Raw genomic sequence first — 22,756 nt, forward strand, 5'->3', positions numbered from 1 at the left:
GCCTTCACACAGGACCGGGCGTGATCGAGCACCCTCCAATGTTTGCTATGGTTTCCCACGTCGGAACGGGCACGGCCCGCGAGACAGACACCTTGTCCGGGTGGCGGAATGGCAGACGCGCTAGCTTGAGGTGCTAGTGCCCTTTATCGGGCGTGGGGGTTCAAGTCCCCCCTCGGACACCATCGGGACGTTCACGAGATCGTCCCGAAGCGTTCACGAATTACCGGTCGAGTCATGTGACTCACCGGTATTTCGTCGTTTTCTGGGGCCTCGAGCCTCTCGATCGGCCCGATGAGGGGGTGAGGCGGTGGCGGTCCAGGTCCTGCGCCCCTCACCTGCGGAAACAGGACATGCCTACGCGACGGCTGGTAGCCGTCGCGTAGGCATGTGGGGTCGGAGGGCTCACCGGGTCGGGTTACGGCGCTCTGCGTGCCGGCTTCGCGGGGCTGGATGTTCTGATTGCGCAGGAACCGTCGGATGGCTCTGAGGTTCGCCACGAAGACGATGCCGGTATGAGCAGGGTCTGTGCGACGCGTCCGTGCGGCAGGCAGCAGTCACGAGTCAGTGAACCTTTTCCCTCTTGATCAGGTGGAGAGTTCGAGGGCGAGGACGGCACGGACGACGGCTGTGATCCGGGTGGTGCCGCAGCCGAGCTTCCGCAGGGGCCGCCAGGACTTGAGGACGGCCATGGCGCGTTCGCCGAGGCTGCGGATCTTGGCGTGCTCGCGGTTGCGACGGTCAGCGCCGGCCGCGCAGGTGCTTGTCCCGGATCGGGACACGGATCACAGGGGCAGCGCCCTGATACGCCTTGTCGGCCCAGCACTTGATGCCGTCGGCGGCGAGGGCGGCGGGAATGGGCCCGCGCCGCGGTCACGAAGAAGAGCAGTGTCCCGTCCGCCGGCAGGTCGAAGCCGTCGACTCTCGGCAGCGCCCCACAATCGACGGAAAGGAGGACTGCCCGACGAAACTCGCCCTGATGATCCATGCCCGAGAAGGTAACCCCTTCGCAACCCGGCCGCGCCCCGGGGGCTTTGGCGGGCATGGCCGTACGTGGTGGAGCGAGCGGTCAGTCACCTCGGATCATCCCAGCGGATCCACCTCCAGGAAGCCGCGCAGCCCCAAGGCGAGGTTGTGCATGTCCTCTCCGGGAGCGTAATCAGTCCTGACTTCGATGGGCCACCCGCCGCCGGGGAATGGATGGTGCGGCCTCTCTGTCAGTTGGACATGAGGTCCCACGTACTTGGCTGAGACCGTCATACCTCGTTCCAAGGGACGCCAGGTTCGAACACCGTTCACCCACGAAGATCTCCCGCCGGCTCTGCCGAAAACACATCGGGTCCATCCCCGCACACATCGCGACCGGGAGGGAGGTTGGAAAAGGCTCACTGAATGGCCTGGCACCAGTCGCCCCCTCCGGTGCCTTCGCTGATCGGGTAGGAGACGGGGGCTTCGAGGGCATTCGTACCATTCCGTGAGGACGAGGAGTCCTCGCTGACCGGCATGTTCCGGGTTGTGCGTCTGAATGTCAGTGGTTACCTCTATCGTCGGCATCAGTGCGTTCAGGGGGCTTCGGGGGGAAACAGTGACCGACGGGCAGGGGCGGGCGAGGCGGTCCACGGGCGCCGGCGGCTCGGCCAGGCGGAAGCAGGTCGTTGCGACGGCGGTGATGGAGGCCGAGGGGTGCCTCGCCGACCTCAAGCGCGGACGGCGTGCCGCCCTCGAGATCAAAGAGATCACCGAACGGATGCTCTCCCCCGAGTACAAGGGGCGCGTGCTTGTGGAATTGCTCCAGAACGCACATGACGCGCACCCCGCCCGGGACGGCGTCGGCCGTGTCGAGATCGTGCTTGACGAGGACGAGGGCGAACACGGCGTCCTGTACGTGGCAAATGGTGGCCGGCCCCTTGGGTACAAGAACTTCGAGGCGCTCTGCAGCATCGGTCTGTCGAGCAAGCGTCCAGACGAGGGCATCGGCCACAAGGGCGTCGGCTTCAAGAGCGTCCTGCAACTCAGCGCGGCCCCGGAGCTGTACAGCGTTGTGCGAGCCACGTCCAAAACCTTCGACGGGTTCTGCTTCCGCTTCGCCCGCAACGAGGACTTCGACTGGCTGGCGGACCAGGTCTCGCTCGGCGACCCGGAGGCAGCCGGCCAACTGCGGGCGAACCTGTCGTCGTTGAAGGTCCCGGTGCCGGTGGACGACGTCCCGGCCGCGGTGGTGCCCTTCCGCCGACGCGGGCTGGTGACTGTGGTCAGGCTCCCGCTGCGGAACGCCGACGCGAAGCGGGAAGCGGTACGCCAGCTGGACGAACTGACCGACGACGGGGCGCCGTTCGAACTGTTCCTGGAGCGTCTGGGCAGGGTTTCCGTGACGCATCGCGTGGGCGGCCGGGGGCGTCCACGCGTCTACACGCGCAAGGTGGAGCCGCTCTTCACCTCGCGCGGCCTGAAGATCCAGCAGATCACATTGCGCCGTCGCACCCGCCTGATCACGGTGATGGCCGCGGTGGACCGTGAGCGCGCGCATGAGGCGATCGCTGCCGGCGTCGAATCAGGACCGCTGACGGATGACTGGCAGTCCCTGGGCGACTCGGCCGTGGTCAGTGTGGCGGTACCCGTGGGCGAGCCGCTGGAGCGCGGCAGGCTGTACACGTTCCTGCCCATGGGCTCACAGGCGACCTGTCCGGTCCGCGGATTCCTCAATGCTCCGTTCCACACGGACGTGAGCCGGCGCACCATGGCGGAGGCCACACAGTGGAACGACCTGCTGCTCGACACCGTGGCGGCCGCCTGCGCGCAGGCGGCCCTGCTGGTCGACGAGGGACGCGTCACGATGTCCGCGGGTGCCCTGGTCGACCTGATGTGCTGGGAGCACGATCAGATGCGGCGCCTGGAGCTGGCCTTCAAGGCACTGGACCTTGATTTCAACGACGTGCCGTTCATGCCGGTACTGCACCCTGCGGGTGCCCGAACCTCGTACAGGCACGGCTATTTGTGGCACGGCCCCGATCGGGCCCGCGTGTTCACACCGCAGGCCGTTGCTGCAGCCGGGGCTCAGCAGGTGATCGACCCGCGGCTCCATCCTCTGCGCGCCGAGCGGCTGGTTGCCCTGGGTGAGGCCCGTGGCCTGGGCCTCCTCCCACAGTCCTCTGTGCTCGCCGGCTGGGCGGAGAGCGTCGCCTCGGACCTCTCCGAGAAGGAGTTCGACGCGGGCAGGTGGGCGGACTACTACCACGACCTCTCGGTCTGCTTCGCCCGCGATGGCAAGGAACTGAGAGGGAGGAAGATCATCCTCACGGTCGGCGGGAAGCGGGCTTCGGCCGGCGATCCCGGTTTGTTCTTCCGCCGTGCGGAAGGCCCGTCGGCCTCACTGCCGGCCCTGCCGCCCGGCCTCGTGAAGAGCATCTCCTTCGTCCATAGTGAGATCGCCTGGACGGGAAGGCGAACCAGTCGGCGCTCATGGGGCCGTACCTGGCTGGAAGAACAGGGGCTGGTGCGCGACTACAGTCCGCAAGCCCTCCTGGAGGTGCTGGGCGATGCCATGCGGAAGGTCCGTGAGGACGACGAGGCCCTGTGCGAGCACCTCCTGTTCGCGTGCGACCTGTGGGCGTCGTCCCCGGACCGGCACGGCAAGCGGCCCGTGATCAAGGGCCTGTTGGTGCCGGGGCGCAAAGGCTGGGTGCCCGCAACGGAGGCCATGTTCGGAGAGGGCTGGTCGGGCGGGCACGGCGGGATTGACGGGACACTGGCCCGCTTCCTCGACCGCACCGAAGCTGTCTCCCGTGACCTGGTCGCCACCGCCGACCGGGTTGTCCGCCCCGCCCGGGACATCTGTGTCGGCACCCGCACCGACGCACAGACCCTGCGCCGCTTTCTCGAACAGCAGGGCGTTCGCCACGGCCTGCTACCGACCTACGTGCCAGTGTTCCATGGGGTGAAGGGTCAGTATCTCAACTATCCCTCCGCCTTTCCCGGGCTGTGGGCCGTGAACCTGAGCCCGGACGAGCAAGCCCAATGGCAGTCGACGGCCCAGCGCTGGCCCAAGCGCCGCGGCGATCTCTTCCACACCGTTGAGTACCGCCCGACCCGCAGGAAGGTGGCCATGCTCCCCGGCCAGCGGGAGTACGTCGCGTTCGACGCGGAGAGCCGCCGACTCTACGCCGAACTGATCGTCTACGGCCTGGACAACTGGGCCGCCGAGGCACTCGAGTTCCGCTTCGCGGGCGGTTCGGACCTGAAGGGCACCCCGTGGCCCACCCCACTGGCGGCCTTCCTGAGCCGAGCGCACTGGATTCCCCAGACGGGCGACGATGAAGACGCCCCCGCGTTCACCACGGCCGACCAGGCGTGGTGGTGGGCCGCAGCGGAGGCGCCGCCCGCGTTCCTCACCGTCGCCTCCGCCGCGCTGCGCAGACGGCAGTCGGACCGGGTGCTCAAACGCCTGGGAGTGCTCGGCGTGCGCCGATGGGACGATCCCGGGACCGCCACGGACCGGCTCCGCCACCTGCCCTCCCTGCTCCGCCGTATGCCCCGGCTACGGCAGGGAAACCTCGGACATCTGCTGCGGCGGGCCTACGAACAGGCCTGGGCGGAACTCCTTCCTCCGGACGGGTTCGGCAGCGGGTGGCGATCCGGGACCCTCTCCGAACTCCTTGTGAGCCGAGCCGGGACACTGGACGTCCTGGCAGCCGAGTCCGAGCCGGAGCCGGTCTACGTGGCCGACCTCCGCGGCACCCAGCAGCGGAGGCTGCTCGACCAGACATCCCTGCCCGTCCTGCCGGTCGACGACAGGGCTCTGGGCCAGCGCGTCCACGAACACCTGGAGACGCAGTGCCCTTTCATGATCCGGCCGACGAGCGAGGCGGAACTGGACGTCCGAGTCGACCAGCTGCCGATCGCCGACGCACCCCAAGTACCGCTTTTCGCTCTGGCCGGGCCCTGGCTGGAGACCCTCATGGTCGCGCTGGTCGAGTTCGACGAGGAGCGGTCCTCCCGAGCCACGGTCCCGGCCGCGCGCCGCGTCAGGCAACGGCTTCGGTCCTGTGGCGTCGTCGTGGCGCGGACCGCGGTCACCCATATCGCCGGGCACGCCCTCGACGCCTCCGACGATGACCGCTCTCTCCTGCACGACGATCCGGACGAACCCCGCCTCGTCGTGGTGTGCGCGCGGCAGCACTCCGACTGGCATGTGCTGGAGGTCGCCGCGACCGCCCTGAGTACCCTGATCGGCGCCCCGTACCTCAGCACGGCGGTACAGCTGGCGTTCATCGCACTGAACCGGCTGAACCGAACCGTCACGGACGTCACCGAGGCGAACATCGCCTCCGTGCTCGCCATCCCGCAACAACGCCTGCAGGCGGTGCTTGCCGACCGCGCCTCGATCCGCTCCGGCAGCGCCCGACTCGTCCCCCTGCTAGCCTGCGTCGACCTCGTCCTCGCCGAGGAACTGCAGCGCGGACAGGAGACCCTGCACGATCGCGGCGAACTTCACGACTGGCTGATCGCCCGGCTCGATATCGACCGCGCTGACCACTTGCTGGGGCTCGTGGAGGAGAACGACTGGCAGCGGATGCTGTCCGAACTGGGAGTAGGCCTGGCCGAGGCCAACCGCTCTTGGGAAACACTGGGTCTGCCGACCATTGACAACGCGGACATCCACCAACGGCAGTTCCAGGCCTGGTTGCAGCAGAACCGGGCCCGCATGGCCGACCGCGTCCGTGACGCCTACGTGGCCACGCACAAGGCGGGTACCCCCCTCACGGAGTACGTCCGGCTGCGCTCGCTCCCCGGTCTGGAGCCGGACCCCCGGTGGGGAGTTGCATACTGGGACGTCTCTGTTGACCTGCTCGACGCCCACGCCGAGGAATGGACGGTCACGCACCTGCCCCCGCCACCGGCCTGGCAGCACCACCCGCGACCGGTGGCAGAGATCCACGAGGACTGCGTTGACACCATCCACGCGCGCCTTCCCCGTCTGCGTGTCCGCATGGAAGCCTGGTTGAACCGACAGGGCCGCGAAGCCCCCTCTCTGCCGTCGGCCACCGAGGTCGCGGCGGCGATGGACGCCGAAGGCCTGCTCGACTTCGAGCCGATCGGCACCCGTACGCTCATCGCCTGGCTCCAGAGCCACGGTCACTGGCCCGCGGGCATGCCCGCCACGGACCGCGCGTCGGACCTCGGCCTGCACGACCCCGCGCCCCTGCCGCCGAGCCCTCCCGTCGGTAACGCCCCGCTTCCCGCCCTGCCGTCGGGCCCGTCCATTCTCCTGAACGGCCGTGCCCTCCCAATCGGCCCCGACCATCTGCACGACCTCGCCCGGCAAGTCGCCGCCGACCTTACTCCCGGCCAGCTCTCCGCCTCCCCACAGCCCGGGACGCCGTCGGCGCCCGCCCTCCCCGGGCAGCGGACCACCTCCGCGGTCGCCGGTCGCGGCGGGGGATACCGGGCCGCCCCCCGGGACCCTCAGAGGGACAGAGCTGTCGGACTCGCCGGGGAGGTGGCCGTGGCCGCCTGGCTGGAGCGGCAATACGGCGTCCCTCGCGAAGAATCCTGGAAGTCCGGGCTACGCCGGCATGTCCTCGCCGACGGCGCGGGCGACGACAGCCTCGGCTACGACTTCCTGATCCACGACGGCGATCGCACCCTCCTGTTCGAAGTGAAGGCCTCCACCGGGGACCGGGGCGAGTTCGAACTCGGCGAGTCCGAAGTCGAACGAGCCAGTCACCTCCGCACGGATGAGACCTACACCATTGTCTACGTCACCCACGTCCTTGACAGCACCCACCGACGCATAACGCCCCTCCCCAACCCGTTCAGCGCTCCCGGCCTCGCCGGATACCGCCTCGTCGGCACGGCCATGCGCCTGCGGTTCGCATTACCGCCGGGGCGACCGGAACCTTCCCCGTAGGCACGCGAGTGCATCCCAGCAATAACTGCATGCGCATCCGACCCCGGAAACATCAGCTGGTGGATCCACGCTGAGGCTGCCGTGTGGCCGCCGGTGGTCCGTATTCTTTCGCAGCGTGCGATCTCCGCGTGCCCCATGGGTCTCGTCGGCCCGCGCCAGGAGCCGCCGGTTGCGGCCGGATCATTGCAGGCGGGGGTGTCGTCCCTCCGCTGTGGGATCGTCAGTCCACCGCAGGAGAGCCAGTAGCTGCGTACACAAGGTTCAAGCCTTTCTCGTCGGACGTCAGCCGTAGGCTGTGAGGGGAAAACAAGGGGGAGACGATGACTGACCATCGCAAGGCCGTCGTTCCGGTGTGGACGCTGGCGACCGGTGACGCTCGGGTGCCGACATTGGCCGGAGACGAGCCGATGACGGCTGAGCGCCTGGCTGAACTGCGTGGTGTGCTGGCCGCTCTGGCCGCCGCGCCGATCGCCACGCTCGAGGTGCATCCGCTGCCCGACAAGCTCGACCGCAGCCGAGGTATCCCGCTCGATGCCGCGAGTCCCCTGGCGCAGCACCTGTCGCAGTTCATCACGCGATCGACGCGAACTTCCCTTACGGCGGCCAGGGCGACCGCCGCCGGCGAGAACCTGTATCGCATGGTGGTTCCGGCGAAGGTCGCCGCCCAGTTCAGTCAAGGCATCGTTCGCCCGATGGCGTCGAAGGCGGCGGCCGGTGGCATCCACAGCGCACTCATGAACTCGACGAACATCGCCGCCAATGCGACGTTCGTGCCAGTCGGCAAAGTGGCGGCAGCAGGCGCGGTCGGCGGAGCCGGTGCGACAGCCGGCGTCGCGGCCGCCGGCAGCGCTGCGCTCACCGTGGCCGCGCCGCTCGTGCTCATGGCCGTAGCGGTGGGAGTGAGCGCGCATGCCGACCACAAGCGCCAGCAGGCTGTCGAACACATCACAGAACTGCTGGAGCAGCTGCACGACCAGAAGATCGAAGACGAGCACAGCGCACTCGACGGCTGCCGCGATGCCATCGACAAGGCCACCGCCATTCTGCTCGACCAGGGCAAGCTCGGAGTCTCCCTGGGACTGGACTCGGCAGTGCACGCCATCAACACGGCGCTGGGCGCCGCTGACCGCCGCCTTGCCCGGTGGCAGAACGCACTCGACAAGTTGCCCGAGGGCAAGTGCGTCGACATCAGCACGCTGGCCAAGTCGTTCCCCGGCGTCGACGAGCATGGCGGCATGTTCCGCGCCCACCTCGAACTCGCCGCCCTGGCCATTGCGCTGAAGCGGCGGGTCGTCGTCCTACAGGCTGTCGAGCATGCCCAGGACAACCCTGACAACGTGTTCGAGAATTTCACCCGCGAGCTCAAGCGCGACCAGCAGCGCCTCGACGAACTGGAGTCGAGCATTGCCTGTGTCCTGGAACGCTTGTCGGCGCTGGAGCTGGCGGGTCCGCAAGGTCTGCGGCCCTTTCTCACGGCCGGTGAAGTCGATCGCCTGATGCGCGCGGCAAACCGGATTCGCAAGCTGGGGGACGGCGTCGTGGTCGACAGCCGCACGACAGACGTGGCGATCGAGATTGCCCGCAACAAGGACGGCTCGGTGGTCGTGTTCCCTGCGCTGTCCGCGTAGGGGGCGTAGTCGCGCTCGCACTCACGTGACGTAACCGAGGGTGCGATTGCGTGTGCGTATTTTCAGGGGATGATCTTGTGAACTACCCACCATCGTGATCACGGGTGCCGACCGTTTGTTCTTTCGAGTCCGGTGGAGCTTGCGGCTCGGCTTGATAAGGGCCTTCGGGCAGCGCGCGAGCCGCCGTCGGCTGTGAACTCGCAACGGTCACGGGGGCGGTGGTGGTGGCGCTGTCGTGCAGGGCGGCGCGGGTGCGAAGATGCGGTTCTGGCGGGCGGTCCTGCTGACGGGCCGCCGTACAGAGTCCGTCGACCGGGACCGGGGGGCCGAGTTGACGCGCGACCCCTTTGCTTCCGGCAATCGATGACGTCGTAGCATCGTCGTTTCGTGCGATCTTCGCTATTCGCCAGGGGGAATGTGATGGGCATCGGCAGGCGACGAACGGCGGTTGTCGCCGGGGTGGTGGCCGGGGCGGTGCTGGCGACCGGCACCGTGCTGTGGGCGACGGACAGCGGCCCGTTCAGGGAGAGTTACTGCTGGGGCGCGTGGCAGCAGGACAGCGGCGCGTCGTTCCTGGGGGACGGGGCGCTCGACAAGTCCGGCTCGAAGCGGCGTGCCACCGAGTCCGCCGCGCCCACGGCCGCCCGCCCGCAGGGCACTTGTACGGTCTCGGTCGCCTCCGAGGTGGCCGACGACGACTCCGACGAGCCGCTGTCCTTCCGGGAGGCGGTGACCCTGGAGTACGGGACGGCGCCCCGCGGGGTGAAGGAGCGCCGGGACTGGCTGGCCCGGTACTTCCACGGTTCGGCCTCCCCGCTGCCGGACGGGCTCGACGGCCTGGTCGCCGGCGACCGGGGCCTGCTGGTCCTGCCGCGGGCCTGCGACGACGACGGCGAGCCGACCGTGGTGACGATCCGCAGCGAGGGCACCGGCGACGGCCATCTCGGCAAGGTGGCCATGCCGTTCACGATCGGCACCCGCACCGAGGTGCTCGGCCTGCTGCTCGACGCCGCCAACACCGGTATGAAGAAGGCCGGCTGCGCGCCCGCGCGGCCGCTGGGCAGCGATTCCCCGATGGTGACGGTGGCCGAGGACGAGGAGACGGCCCGGACACCGCTGTGCCGGATTCCGGGGATGACCTTCGACTACGGCGAGGGGATGCGCTACAAGCAGCAGGTGGGCGCGGTCACCGACCGGCTCCAGACCTGCTCGGTGGTGTGGAAGACGCTGCGGCTGCCCGACGAGCCGTCCGCGCAGTACGTGATGGCGAGCGGCACCCGGCTGGCGGACCTCTTCCGGGTGCTCCCGGAGGGCGCTGCCGAGGGGCTGGTGCGCCGTGACTGCGGCGGCCGGCCCACGGTGTTCTACGGGCATGTGGAGGCCGGTCTCCAGGACCGGGGACGCCCCTCCGACCGGCGGGTCTTCGACCGTTTCGTCGAGTCCGCGGGCAAGCGCATCGGTTGTGGAAGCGGTGAGGACGCGTGAGCGAGGAGACCAGTGGGGCGCAGCCCGGGGAGACGGCCGTGACGGCCCCGGCGCCGCTGCCCGAGGAGCCCCGGCCCCCCTTCGTACGCCGGCTGCTGCGCAGCCGTACCGCGCGGGCCGTGACCGCCGCCGCGCTGGCCGGGGCGCTGCTCGGCGCCGGCACGGTCGCCTGGCGCACGGACACGCTGCCGCTGACGGGGTCCTCGCCGTGCTGGGACTCGCTGGGCTCCGGCTCCATGGAGTCGCTGTTCGGGGACCGCGGGACGGTGACGGACGAGCAGGAGCTGCGCACCGACCCGATGGGCGACGGCGGGATGTACGGGCAGTGCCGCATCACCTCCTACGAGGGCGAACGGGCCCGCCGCCAGGTCACGGTGAACGTGCGCCGGCTGGACGGGTTGCGGGGCACGGACGCGCAGGTCTGGCCGCGCGATTTCCTGTCCTCGGGCATGGTGTGGCTGGGTGAGGGGCTGCCCGGCATGACGTCGTCCTCGCGCGCCTGGATCGCCCTGCCGCAGGAGTGCACGGGGCGCCACGACTTCACCGGGCCCACCGTGGTGGACATCGGGATGGGCCGGGCCGACTTCGAGGTCTCCGCCGAGCACACCCTGCGGGACCGGGGCGCGCTGACCGATGCGCTGATCGACGTGGCCAACGGGGTCATCGACGCATTCGGCTGCTCCGGCACCTACCGGCTGCCGCGCGAGCTGCCGGCGCCGGTGAAGTGGCAGGACGCCGACGCCGACGCGTTCTGCGGCATCAAGGGCCTGGCCCTGCCGGCGGCGTACCGCAAGGAGCTGAAGGAGTCCCGCTCGGGCGGTGCCGGCGGACCGGCGCGGGTCTGCGAGGCGGGGGTCAGCTTCCGGGAGGCGTCGGTGCGGCTGACGACGGTGGTGGACCCGGTGCTGGCCGAGATCTACTCCTGGGACGTGCTGCGCTCCGGCACGCCCGTCAAGGGCAGCACCGGCTACGGCCGGATCGGCGGCAACCGGGCCGTGTACCGGGCGATCTGCCAGACCGGGCAGGTGATGTTCGTCCTGGAGCAGCTGCGGGCCACGCACGAGCGCGGCCGCTTCACGTTCGCCCGCGACCTGCTGCCGGCCTACGCGGCGGCGGAGGCGGAGCGGATCGGCTGCGGCCCGCTGAAGGTGACGCTCCCGGCGGAGAGCTGAGCCGGGCCCGTCCCGCGCGCCGTGAAAGGATGCCCGGCACCATGATGACGAACTGCGTGCCGGTGACCACCGGGGGTCGGCGGTGAGGGGCCGGGCGAAGCCGCCGCCCTCGCCGCTCCCCCAGCGTGACGGCGTGGACCCGGTCCGGGTGCGGCTGCCGGCCGATCCGGGCGGCCGGTGGGCGACGGTCCGGGACCATCTGCTGGACCGGTTCTCCGGTGCGATCGGGGCCGACCGGGTGGAGGCGCTGCTCGCCGGGGGCCGGTTCGTCTCGACGGCGGGCCCGGTCTCCGGCGACGAGCCGTACACGGCGGGCCGCCACCTCTGGTTCCACCGGGACTTCGCGCCGGAGCAGCCGGTGCCGTTCCCGGTCGGGGTGGTGTACCGGGACGAGCATCTGGTCGTCGCGGACAAGCCGCACTTCCTGGCGACGATGCCGCGGGGCCGGCACATCACCGAGACGGCGGTGGCCCGGCTCCGGCGCGACCTGGGGCTGCCGCTGCTCCAGCCCGCGCACCGGCTGGACCGGCTGACGGCCGGGCTGGTGCTGTTCGTGGTGCGGCCGGCGGAGCGCGGCGCGTACCAGACGCTGTTCCGGGACCGGCTGGTGCGCAAGGAGTACGAGGCGGTGGCCCCGTACGATCCGGGTCTGGTGCTGCCGCGTACGGTGCGCAGCCGCATCGTGAAGGAGCGCGGGGTGCTCGCGGCGCGCGAGGAGCCGGGCGAGCCGAACAGCGAGAGCCGGATCGAGCTGCTGGAGCACCGGGACGGGTTCGGCCGCTACCGGCTGCTGCCCGCCACGGGACGCACGCATCAGCTGCGGGTGCACATGAACAGCCTGGGCCTGCCGCTGGTCGACGACCCGGTCTACCCGGTGACCGCGCCGGACCCGGCGCCCGGTGACTTCTCGCGTCCGCTGCAACTGCTGGCCCGCGTCCTGGAGTTCACCGATCCGGTCACGGGAGAGCCGCGCCGCTTCGAGAGCGGGCTGCGGCTCTCCGCGTGGCCGGATCGGTAGAACCGTCAGTGGCCGCGGGCGATCCACTCGTCCAGGTGCGGGGCCTCCGCGCCGATGGTGGTGGAGTCGCCGTGCCCGGTGCGTACCTCGGTGGCCGGGTCCAGGGTGAGCAGCCGCTCCCTGATGGACTCGACGATCACCGGGAAGGACGAGAAGGACCGGCCGGTGGCGCCGGGGCCGCCCTGGAAGAGGGTGTCCCCGGTGAAGACGGTGGCCAGTGCGGGGGCGTAGAGGCAGACCGCGCCGGGGGCGTGTCCCGGAGTGTGCAGCACGGTGAGCGTGGTGCCCGCGACGGTGATCTCCTGGCCGTCGGTCAGCTCGCCGTCGGGTGCCCGGTCCGGGTGGGTCCGCTGCCACAGCGGCAGGTCGTCCGGGTGGAGCAGGATCGGCGCGCCGGTGGCGTCGGCGAGGGCCGGGGCGGCGTCGATGTGGTCGTTGTGCGCGTGGGTGCAGATGATCGCGCGCAGCGTACGGCCGCCGAGGGCGTCCCGGATGGCGGTGGCGTCGTGGGCGGCGTCGATGACGACGGCCTCGGTGTCGTCGCCGACGATCCAGACGTTGTTGTCGACGTCCCACTCGCCGCCGTCGAGGGCGAAGGTGCCGGAGGTGACGAGGTGGTCGATGCGGGCGGTCATCAGAAGACCACCACCGAGCGCAGCACGTCGCCGTCGTGCATCCGGCCGAACGCCTGCTCGATGTCGCCGAGGCCGATGGTCTCGGTGACGAACGCTTCGAGGTCGAGCCGGCCCTGCTGGTGGAGGTCGACCAGCATCGGGAAGTCGCGGGAGGGCAGGCAGTCCCCGTACCAGGAGGACTTGAGGGAGCCGCCGCGGCCGAAGACGTCGAGCAGCGGGAGTTCCAGCCGCATCTCGGGGGTGGGTACGCCGACGAGGACGACGGTGCCGGCGAGGTCGCGGGCGTAGAACGCCTGCTTGTACGTCTCCGGGTGGCCGACCGCCTCGATGACGACGTCGGCGCCGTTGCCGCCGGTGAGTGCGCGGATGGCCTCGACGGGGTCGGTGGAGCGGGAGTTGACGGTGTGGGTGGCGCCCATCGTCTTCGCGGTCGCGAGCTTGCGGTCGTCGATGTCGACGGCGATGATCCGGGCCGCGCCGGCCAGCCGGGCGCCCGCGATCGCGGCGTCGCCGACGCCGCCGCAGCCGATGACGGCGACGGAGTCGCCCCGGCCGACCTGGCCGGTGTTGATGGCGGCGCCGATGCCGGCCATGACGCCGCAGCCGAGGAGTCCGGCGACGGCCGGGGAGACCGCGGGGTCCACCTTGGTGCACTGGCCGGCGGCGACGAGGGTCTTCTCGGCGAAGGCGCCGATGCCCAGGGCCGGGGACAGCTCGGTGCCGTCGAGGAGGGTCATCTTCTGCCGGGCGTTGTGCGTGTCGAAGCAGTACCACGGGCGTCCGCGCAGACAGGCGCGGCACTGGCCGCACACCGCGCGCCAGTTGAGGATCACGAAGTCGCCCGGCGCGACCTCCGTGACGCCCTCGCCGACCGATTCCACGACGCCCGCGGCCTCGTGGCCGAGGAGGAAGGGGAACTCGTCGTTGATGCCGCCCTGCTTGTAGTGCAGGTCGGTGTGGCAGACACCGCACGCCTGGACCTCGACCACGGCCTCACCGGGGCCGGGGTCCGGAATGACGATCGTCTCGACGCGCACCGGCTCGTTCTTCCCCGGTGCGATGACCCCTTGTACGTGCTGCGGCATGTCCTGTGGACTCCCTTTCCCGACTCTTCGCTGAGACCGGTGCTCCCGGCTTTCCGGGATCGATCACGGGCCACGGTACGCGGTGCGCGGCGGCGGGCGGGCTCAGGGCGCGAGGACGTCCAGTTCGTGGAGGGCGCCGGCGGTGATCTCCTTCGTCAGCCGCTCGGCGGCGGCCGGGTCCCCGGCGCGTACCGCCTCGGCGAGCCGGACGTGCAGGGTGACGGCCGCCGGATCGGGGTCCTCGAACATCACCTGGTGGTGCGTACGGCCCGCCAGGACCTCGGCGACCACGTCGCCCAGGCGCGCGAACATCTCGTTGCCGGAGGCGTTCAGGACGATGCGGTGGAAGGCGACGTCGTGTTCGAGGTAGCCCTCCAGCTGCCCGCCGCGCGAGGTGGCGACCATGCCGAGGGCGCGGGCGGTCAGCTCGGCGCACTGCTCGGGGGTGGCGTGGCGGGCGGCGAGCGAGGCGGCGACGGGTTCGACCGCGGAGCGCAGCACGGTCAGCGAGCGCAGCTGGCGGGGGCGGTCGGCGCCGGCCAGCCGCCACCGGATGACCTGGGGGTCGTACACGTTCCACGCCTCGGCCGGGCGCACGGTCACGCCGACCCGGCGGCGCGACTCGACCAGGTGCATGGACTCCAGCACCCGGATCACCTCGCGGACCACGGTGCGCGAGACGTCGAAGCGGCGGGCCAGCTCGTCGGTGCGCAGCACCTGGCCGGGCGGATGCTCCCCGGCGGCGATCTCCAGGCCCAGGGCGTCCAGGACATGCGTGTGGAGTCCCTGGGCAGGTGTGGTCATGGCCCCAGGGTACGGGGCGGCCCCCGGAGCCATTAAGTACGACGTTTACATCACAGCCTCTTGAATAAGTCGTACGTATAGGTTTCAGTAGCGCGACGGACCGACGTCGAGGACGACGTCGAAGAGACAGCGAGGCACCGCTATGAGCACCCCCCACGTCGTCGTGGTGATGGGCGTGGCAGGGACCGGCAAGACCACGATCGGCCCCCTGCTCGCCGCCGCCCTGGGCGTTCCGTACGCCGAGGGCGACGACTTCCATCCCCCCGCGAACATCGCCAAGATGTCGGCCGGCACCCCGCTGGACGACGCGGACCGGTGGCCCTGGCTCGACGCGATCGGGCAGTGGGCGCACGGGAGGGCGGGGCTCGGCGGGGTGGTCAGCAGTTCGGCCCTCAAGCGGGCCTACCGCGACCGGCTGCGCCGCGAGGCGCCCGGCGCCGTCTTTCTGCATCTGACCGGTGACCGGCCCCTGATCGAGGAGCGCATGGCGGGCCGCAAGGGCCACTTCATGCCGGCCGCCCTGCTCGACTCGCAGTTCGCCACCCTCCAGCCGCTGGAGGACGACGAGGCCGGCGTCGCCGTGGACGTCGCCGGCACCCCCGAGGAAATCACCGAGCGAGCCGTCGCCGCGCTGCGCCGGCTCGACAGCTAAGGATCACACCGTGACCAGTCTCAGCGTCGAGACGCTGGCAGCGGACGCCGTCGAACCGATCACGTCGGCCGGCAACGCGCAGTTGGGCATCGCCGTCCTGGCGGGCATCGCCGTCATCGTCCTGCTCATCACCAAGCTCAGAATGCACGCGTTCCTCGCGCTGACCATCGGCTCGCTGGCGCTCGGCTCCTTCGCCGGTGCCGCGCCGGCGAAGACGATAGCGAGCTTCACCGCGGGCCTCGGCTCGACCGTCGCGGGCGTCGGCGTCCTGATCGCGCTCGGCGCGATCCTGGGCAAGCTGCTCGCCGACTCCGGTGGCGCCGACCAGATCGTGGACACCATCCTGGCGCGCACGGGCAAGCGGGCCATGCCGTGGGCGATGGTCCTCATCGCCTCGGTCATCGGCCTGCCGCTGTTCTTCGAGGTCGGGATCGTCCTGCTGATCCCGGTGGTGCTGCTCGTCGCCAAGCGCGGCAACTACTCCCTGATGCGCATCGGCATCCCGGCCCTGGCCGGCCTGTCCGTGATGCACGGCCTGATCCCGCCGCACCCCGGACCGCTCGTCGCGATCGACGCGCTCGACGCGAACCTCGGCGTCACGCTGGCGCTCGGCGTGGTCGTCGCGATCCCGACGGTGATCATCGCCGGTCCGGTCTTCTCCCGCTACGCCGCCCGCTGGGTGGACATCCAGGCGCCCGAGAAGATGATCCCGCAGCGGCCCTCCGAGGAGCTGGAGCGCCGTCCCGGCTTCGGCGCCACCCTGGCCACGATCCTGCTGCCGGTCGTGCTGATGCTGGTCAAGGCGTTCGTGGACATCGTGGTGGACGATCCGGAGCAGGGGCTCCAGAAGGTCACCGATGTGATCGGCTCGCCGCTGATCGCGCTGCTCGCGGCCGTGCTCGTGGGCATGGTCACGCTGGGCCGGGCGGCCGGCTTCACCCGGGCGCGGCTCTCCACCACCGTGGAGAAGTCCCTCGCCCCGATCGCCGGGGTGCTGCTCATCGTGGGCGCGGGCGGCGGCTTCAAGCAGACGCTGATCGACGCCGGCGTGGGGCAGATGATCCTGGACTTCTCCGAGGACTGGTCGATCCCGGCGCTGCTGCTCGGCTGGCTGATCGCCGTGGCGATCCGGCTCGCGACCGGTTCGGCGACCGTGGCGACGATCTCGGCGGCCGGGCTGGTCGCCCCGCTGGCGGCCGACATGTCCACCGCGCACGCGGCCCTGCTGGTGCTCGCGGTGGGCGCGGGCTCGCTCTTCTTCAGCCATGTCAACGACGCCGGGTTCTGGCTGGTGAAGGAGTACTTCGGCATGGACGTCGGCCAGACCGTGAAGACGTGGTCGGTGATGGAGACCATCATCTCGGTGGCCTCGCTGCTGTTCATCCTGCTGCTGTCCCTGGTGCTGTAGCGCCCCGGCACCCGGCCTGCCCAGTCCCCGGCCCGCCCGGACCCCCGGTGCGGGCCGGGCGGGTGCCAGACTGGCGCCATGCCGAACCGCGAAGCGCTGAAGCCCTTTCTGCTCGCCTTCCCCGGTCCGCTGCGCGACCAGCTGGTCGCCGCGGTCCTGGAGGGGCGCAAGGTCTCGACCTCGGGACTGCTCGTGGAGTACGAGATCGAGGACGAGGAACTGCCCCCGGTCGGTGAGCGCTCCGCCCTCATCGACTCGGACGGCCGCGAGATCGCCGTCGTCGAGGTCACCGGGGTGCGGGTGCTCCGCCTCGCCGACGTGGATCTGCGGCACGCCCTGGACGAGGGCGAGGGGTACGCCTCGGTCGCCGAGTGGCGGACGGCCCACGAACGGTTCTGGCACAGCGCGGAGATGCGCGAGGCGCTCGGCGACCCGGAGTTCACCGTCGGCGACGACACCATGATCGTGGCCGAGCGGTTCCGGGTCGTCGAGCGCCTCGACGGGCACCCGGCGCGCGACTGAGCGGGCCCGGTCTCACCGCGCCCCGGCGTCCGCCTTCTTCTTGCGGCCCCCGCCCTTCACCGGGCCCAGCCTGCGCCGCAGGGCGTGCAGCCGGGGGTGGCGCTCGTGCAGGTAGGCGGAGCGGCGGTCCAGCTCCTGGCCCAGCCGCTCGGCGCGCTTCTCGATGTCGAGCTCGTCCAGGATGCGGTCCACCTCGGCGAGCAGGGCGCCGTGCAGCTGCCACTTCCTGGGGTGCTCCTGGACGGCGGCCAGCAGCATGTCGGCGACCAGGTCGCGGGTCCTGCGGCTGGTGTCGAGCGCGTCGGTGAGCCGGTCCTCGGCCTCCTCGGCGCTGGCGGCGACCGGCGTCGTGATGAGCAGCGCGAAGCTCTCGATGGCCCCCGCCATCTGCTCGAACAGTTCCGTCATGTGGGCCGCGACCTCGGCCGGGAACTGGGGTGCGTCACCCCGGTCCTTGGCGAGGTCGGTCAGCGTCCTGGACAGCACCCGGACGACGACGGCGCAGATCTCCAGCGTGTCGAGTCCGGTGCGCAGCACCACCCGGTGCAGCAGTCCCTGCCTCACCCTCGGGTTGAGCATGAGACTTTCCTCGGCCTGCCGCAGCGAGGCGTCCACCTCCACGATGTCGTGGTCGAGGCGGCGGGCCCGGTGCAGCCGCTCGGCCGCCTCCGGGACGGTGACCGGGTGGGCGAGGTCGCTGCCCAGGTCGCGGAACATCTGCCCCATCTCGCGGGCCAGCCCGTCGATGGAGGCGCCCGCGGTCTGCACCCAGACGGGCGGCGCGAACAGCAGGTTGAACGCCAGGCCCACCCCGGCGCCGATCAGCGTCTCGAAGACGCGCTCCCAGGCCATGTCGGTCCGCGCCGACACCGAGGTGACGCCCAGGACGAGCATGGCGCTGATCGCCACCTCGGGGACGAATTCGTCCACCCGGACCAGTCTGCCGATGATCAGGGCCGTGAAGATGGTCAGCCCCAGGCTCCACCAGGACAGGCCGACCAGGGAACTGAAGCCGCTCGCGATGAGGACACCGACGACGACGGCCGTGACACGTTTGACCGACATGTTGAGGGTCGCGTAGAGGGTGACCTGGACGACGAGCAGCGCGGTGAGCGGTGCGGTCAGCGGCGCGGGCTCGGGCAGCGTCGCGGTCGCCACGGCGTAGGCGATCACCGCGGCACCCGTGGAGCGCAGGGTCTGCGCGGCCACGGGTTCGGTGGTGCGCCGGACGAGGTTGATGACGGGTTCGGCTACTCCTGGCATCTTCTTCCCATGCCCGGATACGGCGCCGGTCCACGGTTCCGGCGCCGGAACCCCTCCGTACGGACGCGCCCGGCGCCCGGCTCCGCTACCCGACGGCGTGGGCCGCCGCGCGGCCGGCGGAGCGGCCGGAGAAGATGCAGCCGCCGAGGAAGGTGCCCTCCAGGGAGCGGTAGCCGTGCACCCCGCCGCCGCCGAAGCCGGCCGCCTCCCCGGCCGCGTACACCCCGGCCAGCGGGGTGCCGTCCGGGGTCAGGACGCGGGACGACAGGTCGGTCTCCAGGCCGCCGAGCGACTTGCGGGTCAGGATGTTCAGCCGTACGGCGATGAGCGGGCCGGCCTTGGGGTCGAGGATGCGGTGGGGCGGCGCGGTGCGGATCAGCTTGTCGCCGATGTAGGAGCGGGCGCCCCGGATCGCGGTGATCTGGAGGTCCTTGGTGAAGGGGTTGGCGATCTCGCGGTCGCGGGCGGTGATCTCGTGGCGCAGCGCGTCCTCGTCGATGAGCCCGTCGCCGGTGAGCGCGTTCATGCCGCGCACCAGGGCGCCGAGGTCCTTCTCGACGACGAAGTCCGCGCCGTGGTCCATGAACGCCTTGACGGGTACCGGCACGTCGGCGCGGGCGCGGCCGATGACGTCCCGGACCGACTTGCCGGTCAGGTCGGGGTTCTGCTCGGAGCCGGAGAGCGCGAACTCCTTGCCGATGATCTTCCGGTCCAGCACGAACCAGGTGTAGTCGTGGCCGGTGCGCATGATGTGTTCGAGGGTGCCGAGGGTGTCGAAGCCGGGGAAGAGCGGGACGGGCAGCCGCTTGCCGGTCGCGTCCAGCCAGAGCGAGGACGGGCCGGGCAGGATGCGGATGGCGTGCTTGTCCCAGACGGGGTTCCAGTTCTCGATGCCCTCGGTGTAGTGCCACATCCGGTCGCGGTTGATGTGGTGGGCGCCGGCCTCCTCGGCGATGCCGAGCATCAGCCCGTCCACATGCGCGGGGACGCCGGAGAGCAGCTTGGCCGGCGGGGTGCCGAGCCGGTCGGGCCACTGTGCGCGTACGAGGTCGTGGTTGCCGCCGATGCCGCCGGAGGTGACGATCACCGCCTGGGCGCGCAGTTCGAAGGTGCCGGCGACCTCCCGGCCGCTGGCGGTTCCGCGCGGGGCGGCGCTCGGCTCCAGGATCTCGCCGGTCACCGTGTCCACGGCGCCCCCGGTGCGGGCGAGGCCGGTGACCCGGTGACGGAAGCGGAAGGTGACCAGGCCCTTGGCGACGCCCTCGCGGACGCGGCGTTCGAAGGGGGCGACGACGCCGGGCCCGGTGCCCCAGGTGATGTGGAAGCGGGGGACGGAGTTGCCGTGGCCGTTGGCGTCGTAGCCGCCGCGTTCGGCCCAGCCGACGACGGGGAAGAGGCGCAGGCCCCGCGCGCGCAGCCAGGCGCGCTTCTCACCGGCCGCGAAGTCGACGTACGCCTCGGCCCATTTGCGGGGCCAGTGGTCCTCGTCGCGGTCGAAGCCGGCCGTGCCCATCCAGTCCTGGAGGGCCAGCTCGCGGCTGTCCCGGATGCGCATCCGGCGCTGTTCGGGCGAGTCCACGAGGAAGAGCCCGCCGAAGGACCAGTGCGCCTGGCCGCCGAGCGACTGCTCGGGCTCCTGGTCGAGCAGGATCACCGAACGTCCGGCGTCGACCAGCTCCGCGGTGGCCACGAGTCCCGCGAGCCCCGCCCCGATCACGATCACATCAGCGTCGTACGCCATGGCTTCCATCCTTGTCGGGGCTCGCGAAGTTACTGGTGCGTCAGATCTTGGGCACGGGCCGTCCCCGCGTCAACCGCCCGGTCGGCCGCGCTGTCGCCGTTCGGGCCGGTGCGGCCGCTATCGTCGGAGCACATCACCTCTCTTCCGGCCTGACGTGGGGTGCAGAAGCGTGTCGGTGCTGGTCCTCGTGCTCGCCGTGTCCGCCGCGTGCTGCCTGGGGTTCGGCTTCGTGTTCCAGCAGGCCGCCGCCGCCCATGCGCCCAAGCGCGACTATCTGACGTTCCGGCTGCTGCTCGACCTGATGAAGGTGCGCAGCTGGCTGGCCGGGATCGCGCTGATGGTGTGCGGGATGGTCCTGGGGGCGCTGGCGCTGGGCAAGGGCGAGGTGTCCCTGGTCGAGCCGCTGCTGGCGACCAATCTGCTCTTCGCGATGGCCCTGTCCCGGCACCGCACCGGCCAGCGGCTGGGCCGGCAGGGCTGGGCGGGGCTGTGGCTGCTGGCCGGCGGCGTCGCCGCGTTCCTGGTGGCGGGCGAGCCGCAGGGCGGCCGGGCGGTGGCGGCCCCGCTGCGGCACTGGCTGGTGGTGGGCGTGGTGGCCGGGCTCGCCCTGCTGCTCACCGCGATCGCCAAGCGCCGCCGTTCGACGGCCTCCCCGGCGCTGCTGGCGGTGGCGGCCGGGCTGCTGTACGGGTTGCAGGACGCGCTCACCCGGGTCAGCGGGCAGCGCTTCTCGGAGTCGGGGCTCGCCGGGCTGCTGACGTCCTGGCAGCCGTACGCGGTGGTGGTCCTGGGGGTGACCGGGCTGCTGCTGGTGCAGAGCGCGTTCGAGACGGGGCCGCTGCGGATGTCGCTGCCCGCCCTGACGGCGGCCCAGCCGCTGGCCGGGATCGCCTGCGGGATCGGGTTCATGGGCGACCAGGTCCGGACGGACGCGGGCGCGCTGGCCTGGCAGGCCGCCGGGCTGGCGGCGATCGTGGCCGGCATCGTGCTGCTGGGTCTGCACCCGGCGATGCCGGCGGGGCCGGTGCGGCGCGGGACGCACAGTCTCCAGCGGCGCTGAGAGCGGGCGGTGCGGCAGGGGCCGGGGCGGCTGCGGTTGGATGGCGGGCATGACACCTTCTGCGGCCATGCCGCCCTCCGATTCCGCGGCCATGCCGCCTTCCGATGCTGCGGGCATGCGGCCTTCCGACGAGATCCTGGACATCGTCGACGAGCACGACGTGGTCGTGGGGCAGGCGCCGCGCGGCGAGGCGACGGCGCGGGGGCTGCGCCACCGCTGCGTCTTCATCGAGGTGCGGGACGCGGACGGCCGGATCTTCGTGCACCGCAGGACCGCCACGAAGCTGGTGTTCCCCTCGCATTACGACATGTTCGTCGGCGGGGTGGTCGGCGCGGGCGAGAGCTACGACGAGGCGGCCCTGCGGGAGGCGGAGGAGGAGCTGGGCGTCTCGGGCCTCCCCCGCCCGGAGCCGCTGTTCCGGTTCCTGTACGAGGGCGGCCGGCACACCTGGTGGTGCGCCGTGTACCAGGTGAGGTGCGAGCTTCCGGTGCGGCCGCAGGCGGAGGAGATCGACTGGCACGCCTTCTGGGACGACGCGGAGCTGGAGCGGCGGCTCGGGGACCGGCCGTGGGTGCCGGACGGCCTCGACTGCCACCGGCGGCTGCGGGCGTTCCGGGCGGTCTAAGGTCCAGGCGTGAACGAATTCGTACAAAGTCTGCGGTTGTGGTTCGCGCCGCAGCGCATTCGCGGTGAGGGCGAGACGCCGGACTACCGTTTCTCGCTCGCCAACGAGCGGACGTTCCTCGCGTGGATTCGGACGGCGCTGGCGCTCATCGGCGGGGGCTTCGCGGTGGACCAGTTCCTGCCGGAGTTGTCCTGGGGGGTGCGGGCGGGGCTGGCCCTGGCGCTGCTGGCGGCCGGGGTGCTGTGCGCGCTGCGGGCGGTCAACCACTGGATGCGGTGCGAACGGGCGATGCGGCGCGGTGAGGACCTGCCGGTCTCGCGGTTCCCTACGCTGCTGAGCCTCGCGGTGGCCGTGGTGGCGGTGGCGATGGTGGTGGTGGTCGTCTTCGGCTGGGAGGGCCGTTGACGACGGGCGCGCGCGATCCGGGCCTTCAGCCGGAGCGGACCCGGCTGGCGTGGCGGCGTACGACGCTGTCCTGCACGGTGGCCGCGGTGCTGGGCGTGAAGCAGGCGCTGCACGACGGGGCGACGGGCGCCGGGGTCATCGCGCTGTCGCTGACCGCGCTGGCCTGGCTGGGCTTCCTGGGGGTCGCCCACCGCCGGGTGCAGAGCCTGGGCGGCGTCCGGCCGCGTCCGCTGGCGGCGGGCGGCGCGCTCACGGCCGCCGCGTGCACGCTGGCGCTGGCGGTGTTCGCGGCGGCCATGCTGTTCTGACCGGCGCCCACGCTGTTCTGACCGGCGCCCCCACCGGAAGG

The 22,756-nt window shown here is 71.2% G+C and carries 18 protein-coding genes, 1 tRNA gene and 1 pseudogene; 13 read left to right on the forward strand and 7 right to left on the reverse strand.

The window, feature by feature from the left end; translation table 11 throughout:
* The first annotated feature begins 94 nt into the window (after nucleotides 1-94).
* Nucleotides 95-182, forward strand: a tRNA-Leu gene (locus tag OG710_RS04365).
* Nucleotides 183-584: 402 nt separating this feature from the next.
* Here the strand turns inward: OG710_RS04365 and OG710_RS31250 are convergent.
* Together OG710_RS31250 and OG710_RS31255 are read right to left on the reverse strand one after the other, a co-directional pair.
* Nucleotides 585-731, reverse strand: a pseudogene (locus OG710_RS31250) (IS5/IS1182 family transposase); the annotation flags it as partial.
* A 349-nt stretch (nucleotides 732-1,080) separates the two neighbouring features.
* Nucleotides 1,081-1,551 carry a DUF6228 family protein gene (locus tag OG710_RS31255; protein ID WP_443064220.1) on the reverse strand — a complete coding sequence of 157 codons (471 nt, stop codon included), beginning with the start codon at nucleotides 1,549-1,551 and terminating at the stop codon, nucleotides 1,081-1,083.
* Between the two features lie 31 nt (nucleotides 1,552-1,582).
* On the opposite strand from OG710_RS31255, the gene OG710_RS04375 reads away from it, so the two are divergent.
* From OG710_RS04375 to OG710_RS04395, 5 genes are all read left to right on the forward strand, one after another.
* Nucleotides 1,583-6,904, forward strand: a complete 5,322-nt coding sequence (locus OG710_RS04375; RefSeq protein WP_330238150.1) for a sacsin N-terminal ATP-binding-like domain-containing protein — start codon at nucleotides 1,583-1,585, stop codon at nucleotides 6,902-6,904.
* Between the two features lie 320 nt (nucleotides 6,905-7,224).
* The gene (locus OG710_RS04380; protein ID WP_330238151.1) at nucleotides 7,225-8,532 is read left to right on the forward strand and encodes a hypothetical protein; all 1,308 of its coding nucleotides are present in this window, start codon (nucleotides 7,225-7,227) and stop codon (nucleotides 8,530-8,532) included.
* Between the two features lie 387 nt (nucleotides 8,533-8,919).
* Nucleotides 8,920-10,017: a hypothetical protein gene (locus OG710_RS04385; RefSeq protein ID WP_330238152.1), complete on the forward strand. Its 1,098-nt coding sequence runs from the start codon at nucleotides 8,920-8,922 to the stop codon at nucleotides 10,015-10,017.
* Nucleotides 10,014-11,189: a hypothetical protein gene (locus OG710_RS04390; protein ID WP_330238153.1), complete on the forward strand. Its 1,176-nt coding sequence runs from the start codon at nucleotides 10,014-10,016 to the stop codon at nucleotides 11,187-11,189. The genes OG710_RS04385 and OG710_RS04390 overlap by 4 nt, the downstream gene beginning before the upstream one ends.
* An 82-nt stretch (nucleotides 11,190-11,271) precedes the next feature.
* A complete protein-coding gene (locus OG710_RS04395; RefSeq protein WP_330238154.1) occupies nucleotides 11,272-12,207 on the forward strand; it encodes a pseudouridine synthase in 936 nt (311 codons plus the stop codon).
* Nucleotides 12,208-12,212: 5 nt separating this feature from the next.
* On the opposite strand, the gene OG710_RS04400 is transcribed toward OG710_RS04395, so the two are convergent.
* The 3 genes from OG710_RS04400 to OG710_RS04410 form a co-directional block, all read right to left on the reverse strand.
* A complete protein-coding gene (locus OG710_RS04400) occupies nucleotides 12,213-12,842 on the reverse strand; it encodes an MBL fold metallo-hydrolase (RefSeq protein WP_330238155.1) in 630 nt (209 codons plus the stop codon).
* On the reverse strand, nucleotides 12,842-13,927 hold the full coding sequence (locus OG710_RS04405; RefSeq protein WP_330238156.1) for an S-(hydroxymethyl)mycothiol dehydrogenase: 1,086 nt from the start codon (nucleotides 13,925-13,927) through the stop codon (nucleotides 12,842-12,844). The genes OG710_RS04400 and OG710_RS04405 overlap by 1 nt, the downstream gene beginning before the upstream one ends.
* Nucleotides 13,928-14,029: 102 nt before the next feature.
* The gene (locus tag OG710_RS04410) at nucleotides 14,030-14,731 is read right to left on the reverse strand and encodes a FadR/GntR family transcriptional regulator (protein WP_111333489.1); all 702 of its coding nucleotides are present in this window, start codon (nucleotides 14,729-14,731) and stop codon (nucleotides 14,030-14,032) included.
* Nucleotides 14,732-14,873: 142 nt separating this feature from the next.
* On the opposite strand from OG710_RS04410, the gene OG710_RS04415 reads away from it, so the two are divergent.
* The 3 genes from OG710_RS04415 to OG710_RS04425 all read left to right on the forward strand — a co-directional run bounded on the left by OG710_RS04415 (nucleotide 14,874) and on the right by OG710_RS04425 (nucleotide 17,313).
* Nucleotides 14,874-15,383, forward strand: coding sequence for a gluconokinase (locus OG710_RS04415; protein WP_330238157.1), 510 nt, complete (start codon nucleotides 14,874-14,876; stop codon nucleotides 15,381-15,383).
* Between the two features lie 10 nt (nucleotides 15,384-15,393).
* Nucleotides 15,394-16,791 carry a GntP family permease gene (locus OG710_RS04420; protein ID WP_330238158.1) on the forward strand — a complete coding sequence of 466 codons (1,398 nt, stop codon included), beginning with the start codon at nucleotides 15,394-15,396 and terminating at the stop codon, nucleotides 16,789-16,791.
* A gap of 78 nt (nucleotides 16,792-16,869) precedes the next feature.
* Nucleotides 16,870-17,313 (forward strand): ASCH domain-containing protein, encoded by a 444-nt coding sequence (locus OG710_RS04425; protein ID WP_111333482.1) that lies wholly within the window; start codon nucleotides 16,870-16,872, stop codon nucleotides 17,311-17,313.
* 12 nt (nucleotides 17,314-17,325) lie between these two features.
* Here the strand turns inward: OG710_RS04425 and OG710_RS04430 are convergent, their stop codons facing one another.
* On the reverse strand, nucleotides 17,326-18,576 hold the full coding sequence (locus OG710_RS04430) for an FUSC family protein (RefSeq protein WP_330238159.1): 1,251 nt from the start codon (nucleotides 18,574-18,576) through the stop codon (nucleotides 17,326-17,328).
* A gap of 85 nt (nucleotides 18,577-18,661) precedes the next feature.
* The gene (locus OG710_RS04435) at nucleotides 18,662-20,317 is read right to left on the reverse strand and encodes an FAD-binding dehydrogenase (RefSeq protein ID WP_330238160.1); all 1,656 of its coding nucleotides are present in this window, start codon (nucleotides 20,315-20,317) and stop codon (nucleotides 18,662-18,664) included.
* Between the two features lie 169 nt (nucleotides 20,318-20,486).
* On the opposite strand from OG710_RS04435, the gene OG710_RS04440 reads away from it, so the two are divergent.
* From OG710_RS04440 to OG710_RS04455, 4 genes are all read left to right on the forward strand, one after another.
* The gene (locus tag OG710_RS04440; RefSeq protein WP_330238161.1) at nucleotides 20,487-21,377 is read left to right on the forward strand and encodes a DMT family transporter; all 891 of its coding nucleotides are present in this window, start codon (nucleotides 20,487-20,489) and stop codon (nucleotides 21,375-21,377) included.
* Between the two features lie 115 nt (nucleotides 21,378-21,492).
* Nucleotides 21,493-22,002 carry an NUDIX domain-containing protein gene (locus tag OG710_RS04445; RefSeq protein ID WP_330238162.1) on the forward strand — a complete coding sequence of 170 codons (510 nt, stop codon included), beginning with the start codon at nucleotides 21,493-21,495 and terminating at the stop codon, nucleotides 22,000-22,002.
* A 9-nt stretch (nucleotides 22,003-22,011) separates the two neighbouring features.
* Nucleotides 22,012-22,407: a YidH family protein gene (locus OG710_RS04450; protein WP_111333469.1), complete on the forward strand. Its 396-nt coding sequence runs from the start codon at nucleotides 22,012-22,014 to the stop codon at nucleotides 22,405-22,407.
* Entirely contained in the window at nucleotides 22,404-22,715 is a 312-nt protein-coding gene (locus tag OG710_RS04455; RefSeq protein ID WP_330238163.1) for a DUF202 domain-containing protein, read from the forward strand. Before OG710_RS04450 ends, OG710_RS04455 begins: the two co-directional genes overlap by 4 nt.
* The last annotated feature ends 41 nt before the right edge of the window (nucleotides 22,716-22,756 follow it).

It is taken from the genome of Streptomyces sp. NBC_00525, assembly GCF_036346595.1.
Classification (GTDB): Bacteria; Actinomycetota; Actinomycetes; order Streptomycetales; family Streptomycetaceae; genus Streptomyces.

Coding starts and splice junctions, on each gene's coding strand:
- OG710_RS31255 (WP_443064220.1), bottom strand. CDS start 1,551: ATGCCGACGATAGAGGTAACCACTGACATTCAGACGCACAACCCGGAA.
- OG710_RS04380 (WP_330238151.1), top strand. CDS start 7,225: ATGACTGACCATCGCAAGGCCGTCGTTCCGGTGTGGACGCTGGCGACC.
- OG710_RS04400 (WP_330238155.1), bottom strand. CDS start 12,842: ATGACCGCCCGCATCGACCACCTCGTCACCTCCGGCACCTTCGCCCTC.
- OG710_RS04405 (WP_330238156.1), bottom strand. CDS start 13,927: ATGCCGCAGCACGTACAAGGGGTCATCGCACCGGGGAAGAACGAGCCG.
- OG710_RS04410 (WP_111333489.1), bottom strand. CDS start 14,731: ATGACCACACCTGCCCAGGGACTCCACACGCATGTCCTGGACGCCCTG.
- OG710_RS04415 (WP_330238157.1), top strand. CDS start 14,874: ATGAGCACCCCCCACGTCGTCGTGGTGATGGGCGTGGCAGGGACCGGC.
- OG710_RS04425 (WP_111333482.1), top strand. CDS start 16,870: ATGCCGAACCGCGAAGCGCTGAAGCCCTTTCTGCTCGCCTTCCCCGGT.
- OG710_RS04430 (WP_330238159.1), bottom strand. CDS start 18,576: ATGCCAGGAGTAGCCGAACCCGTCATCAACCTCGTCCGGCGCACCACC.
- OG710_RS04435 (WP_330238160.1), bottom strand. CDS start 20,317: ATGGCGTACGACGCTGATGTGATCGTGATCGGGGCGGGGCTCGCGGGA.
- OG710_RS04445 (WP_330238162.1), top strand. CDS start 21,493: ATGCGGCCTTCCGACGAGATCCTGGACATCGTCGACGAGCACGACGTG.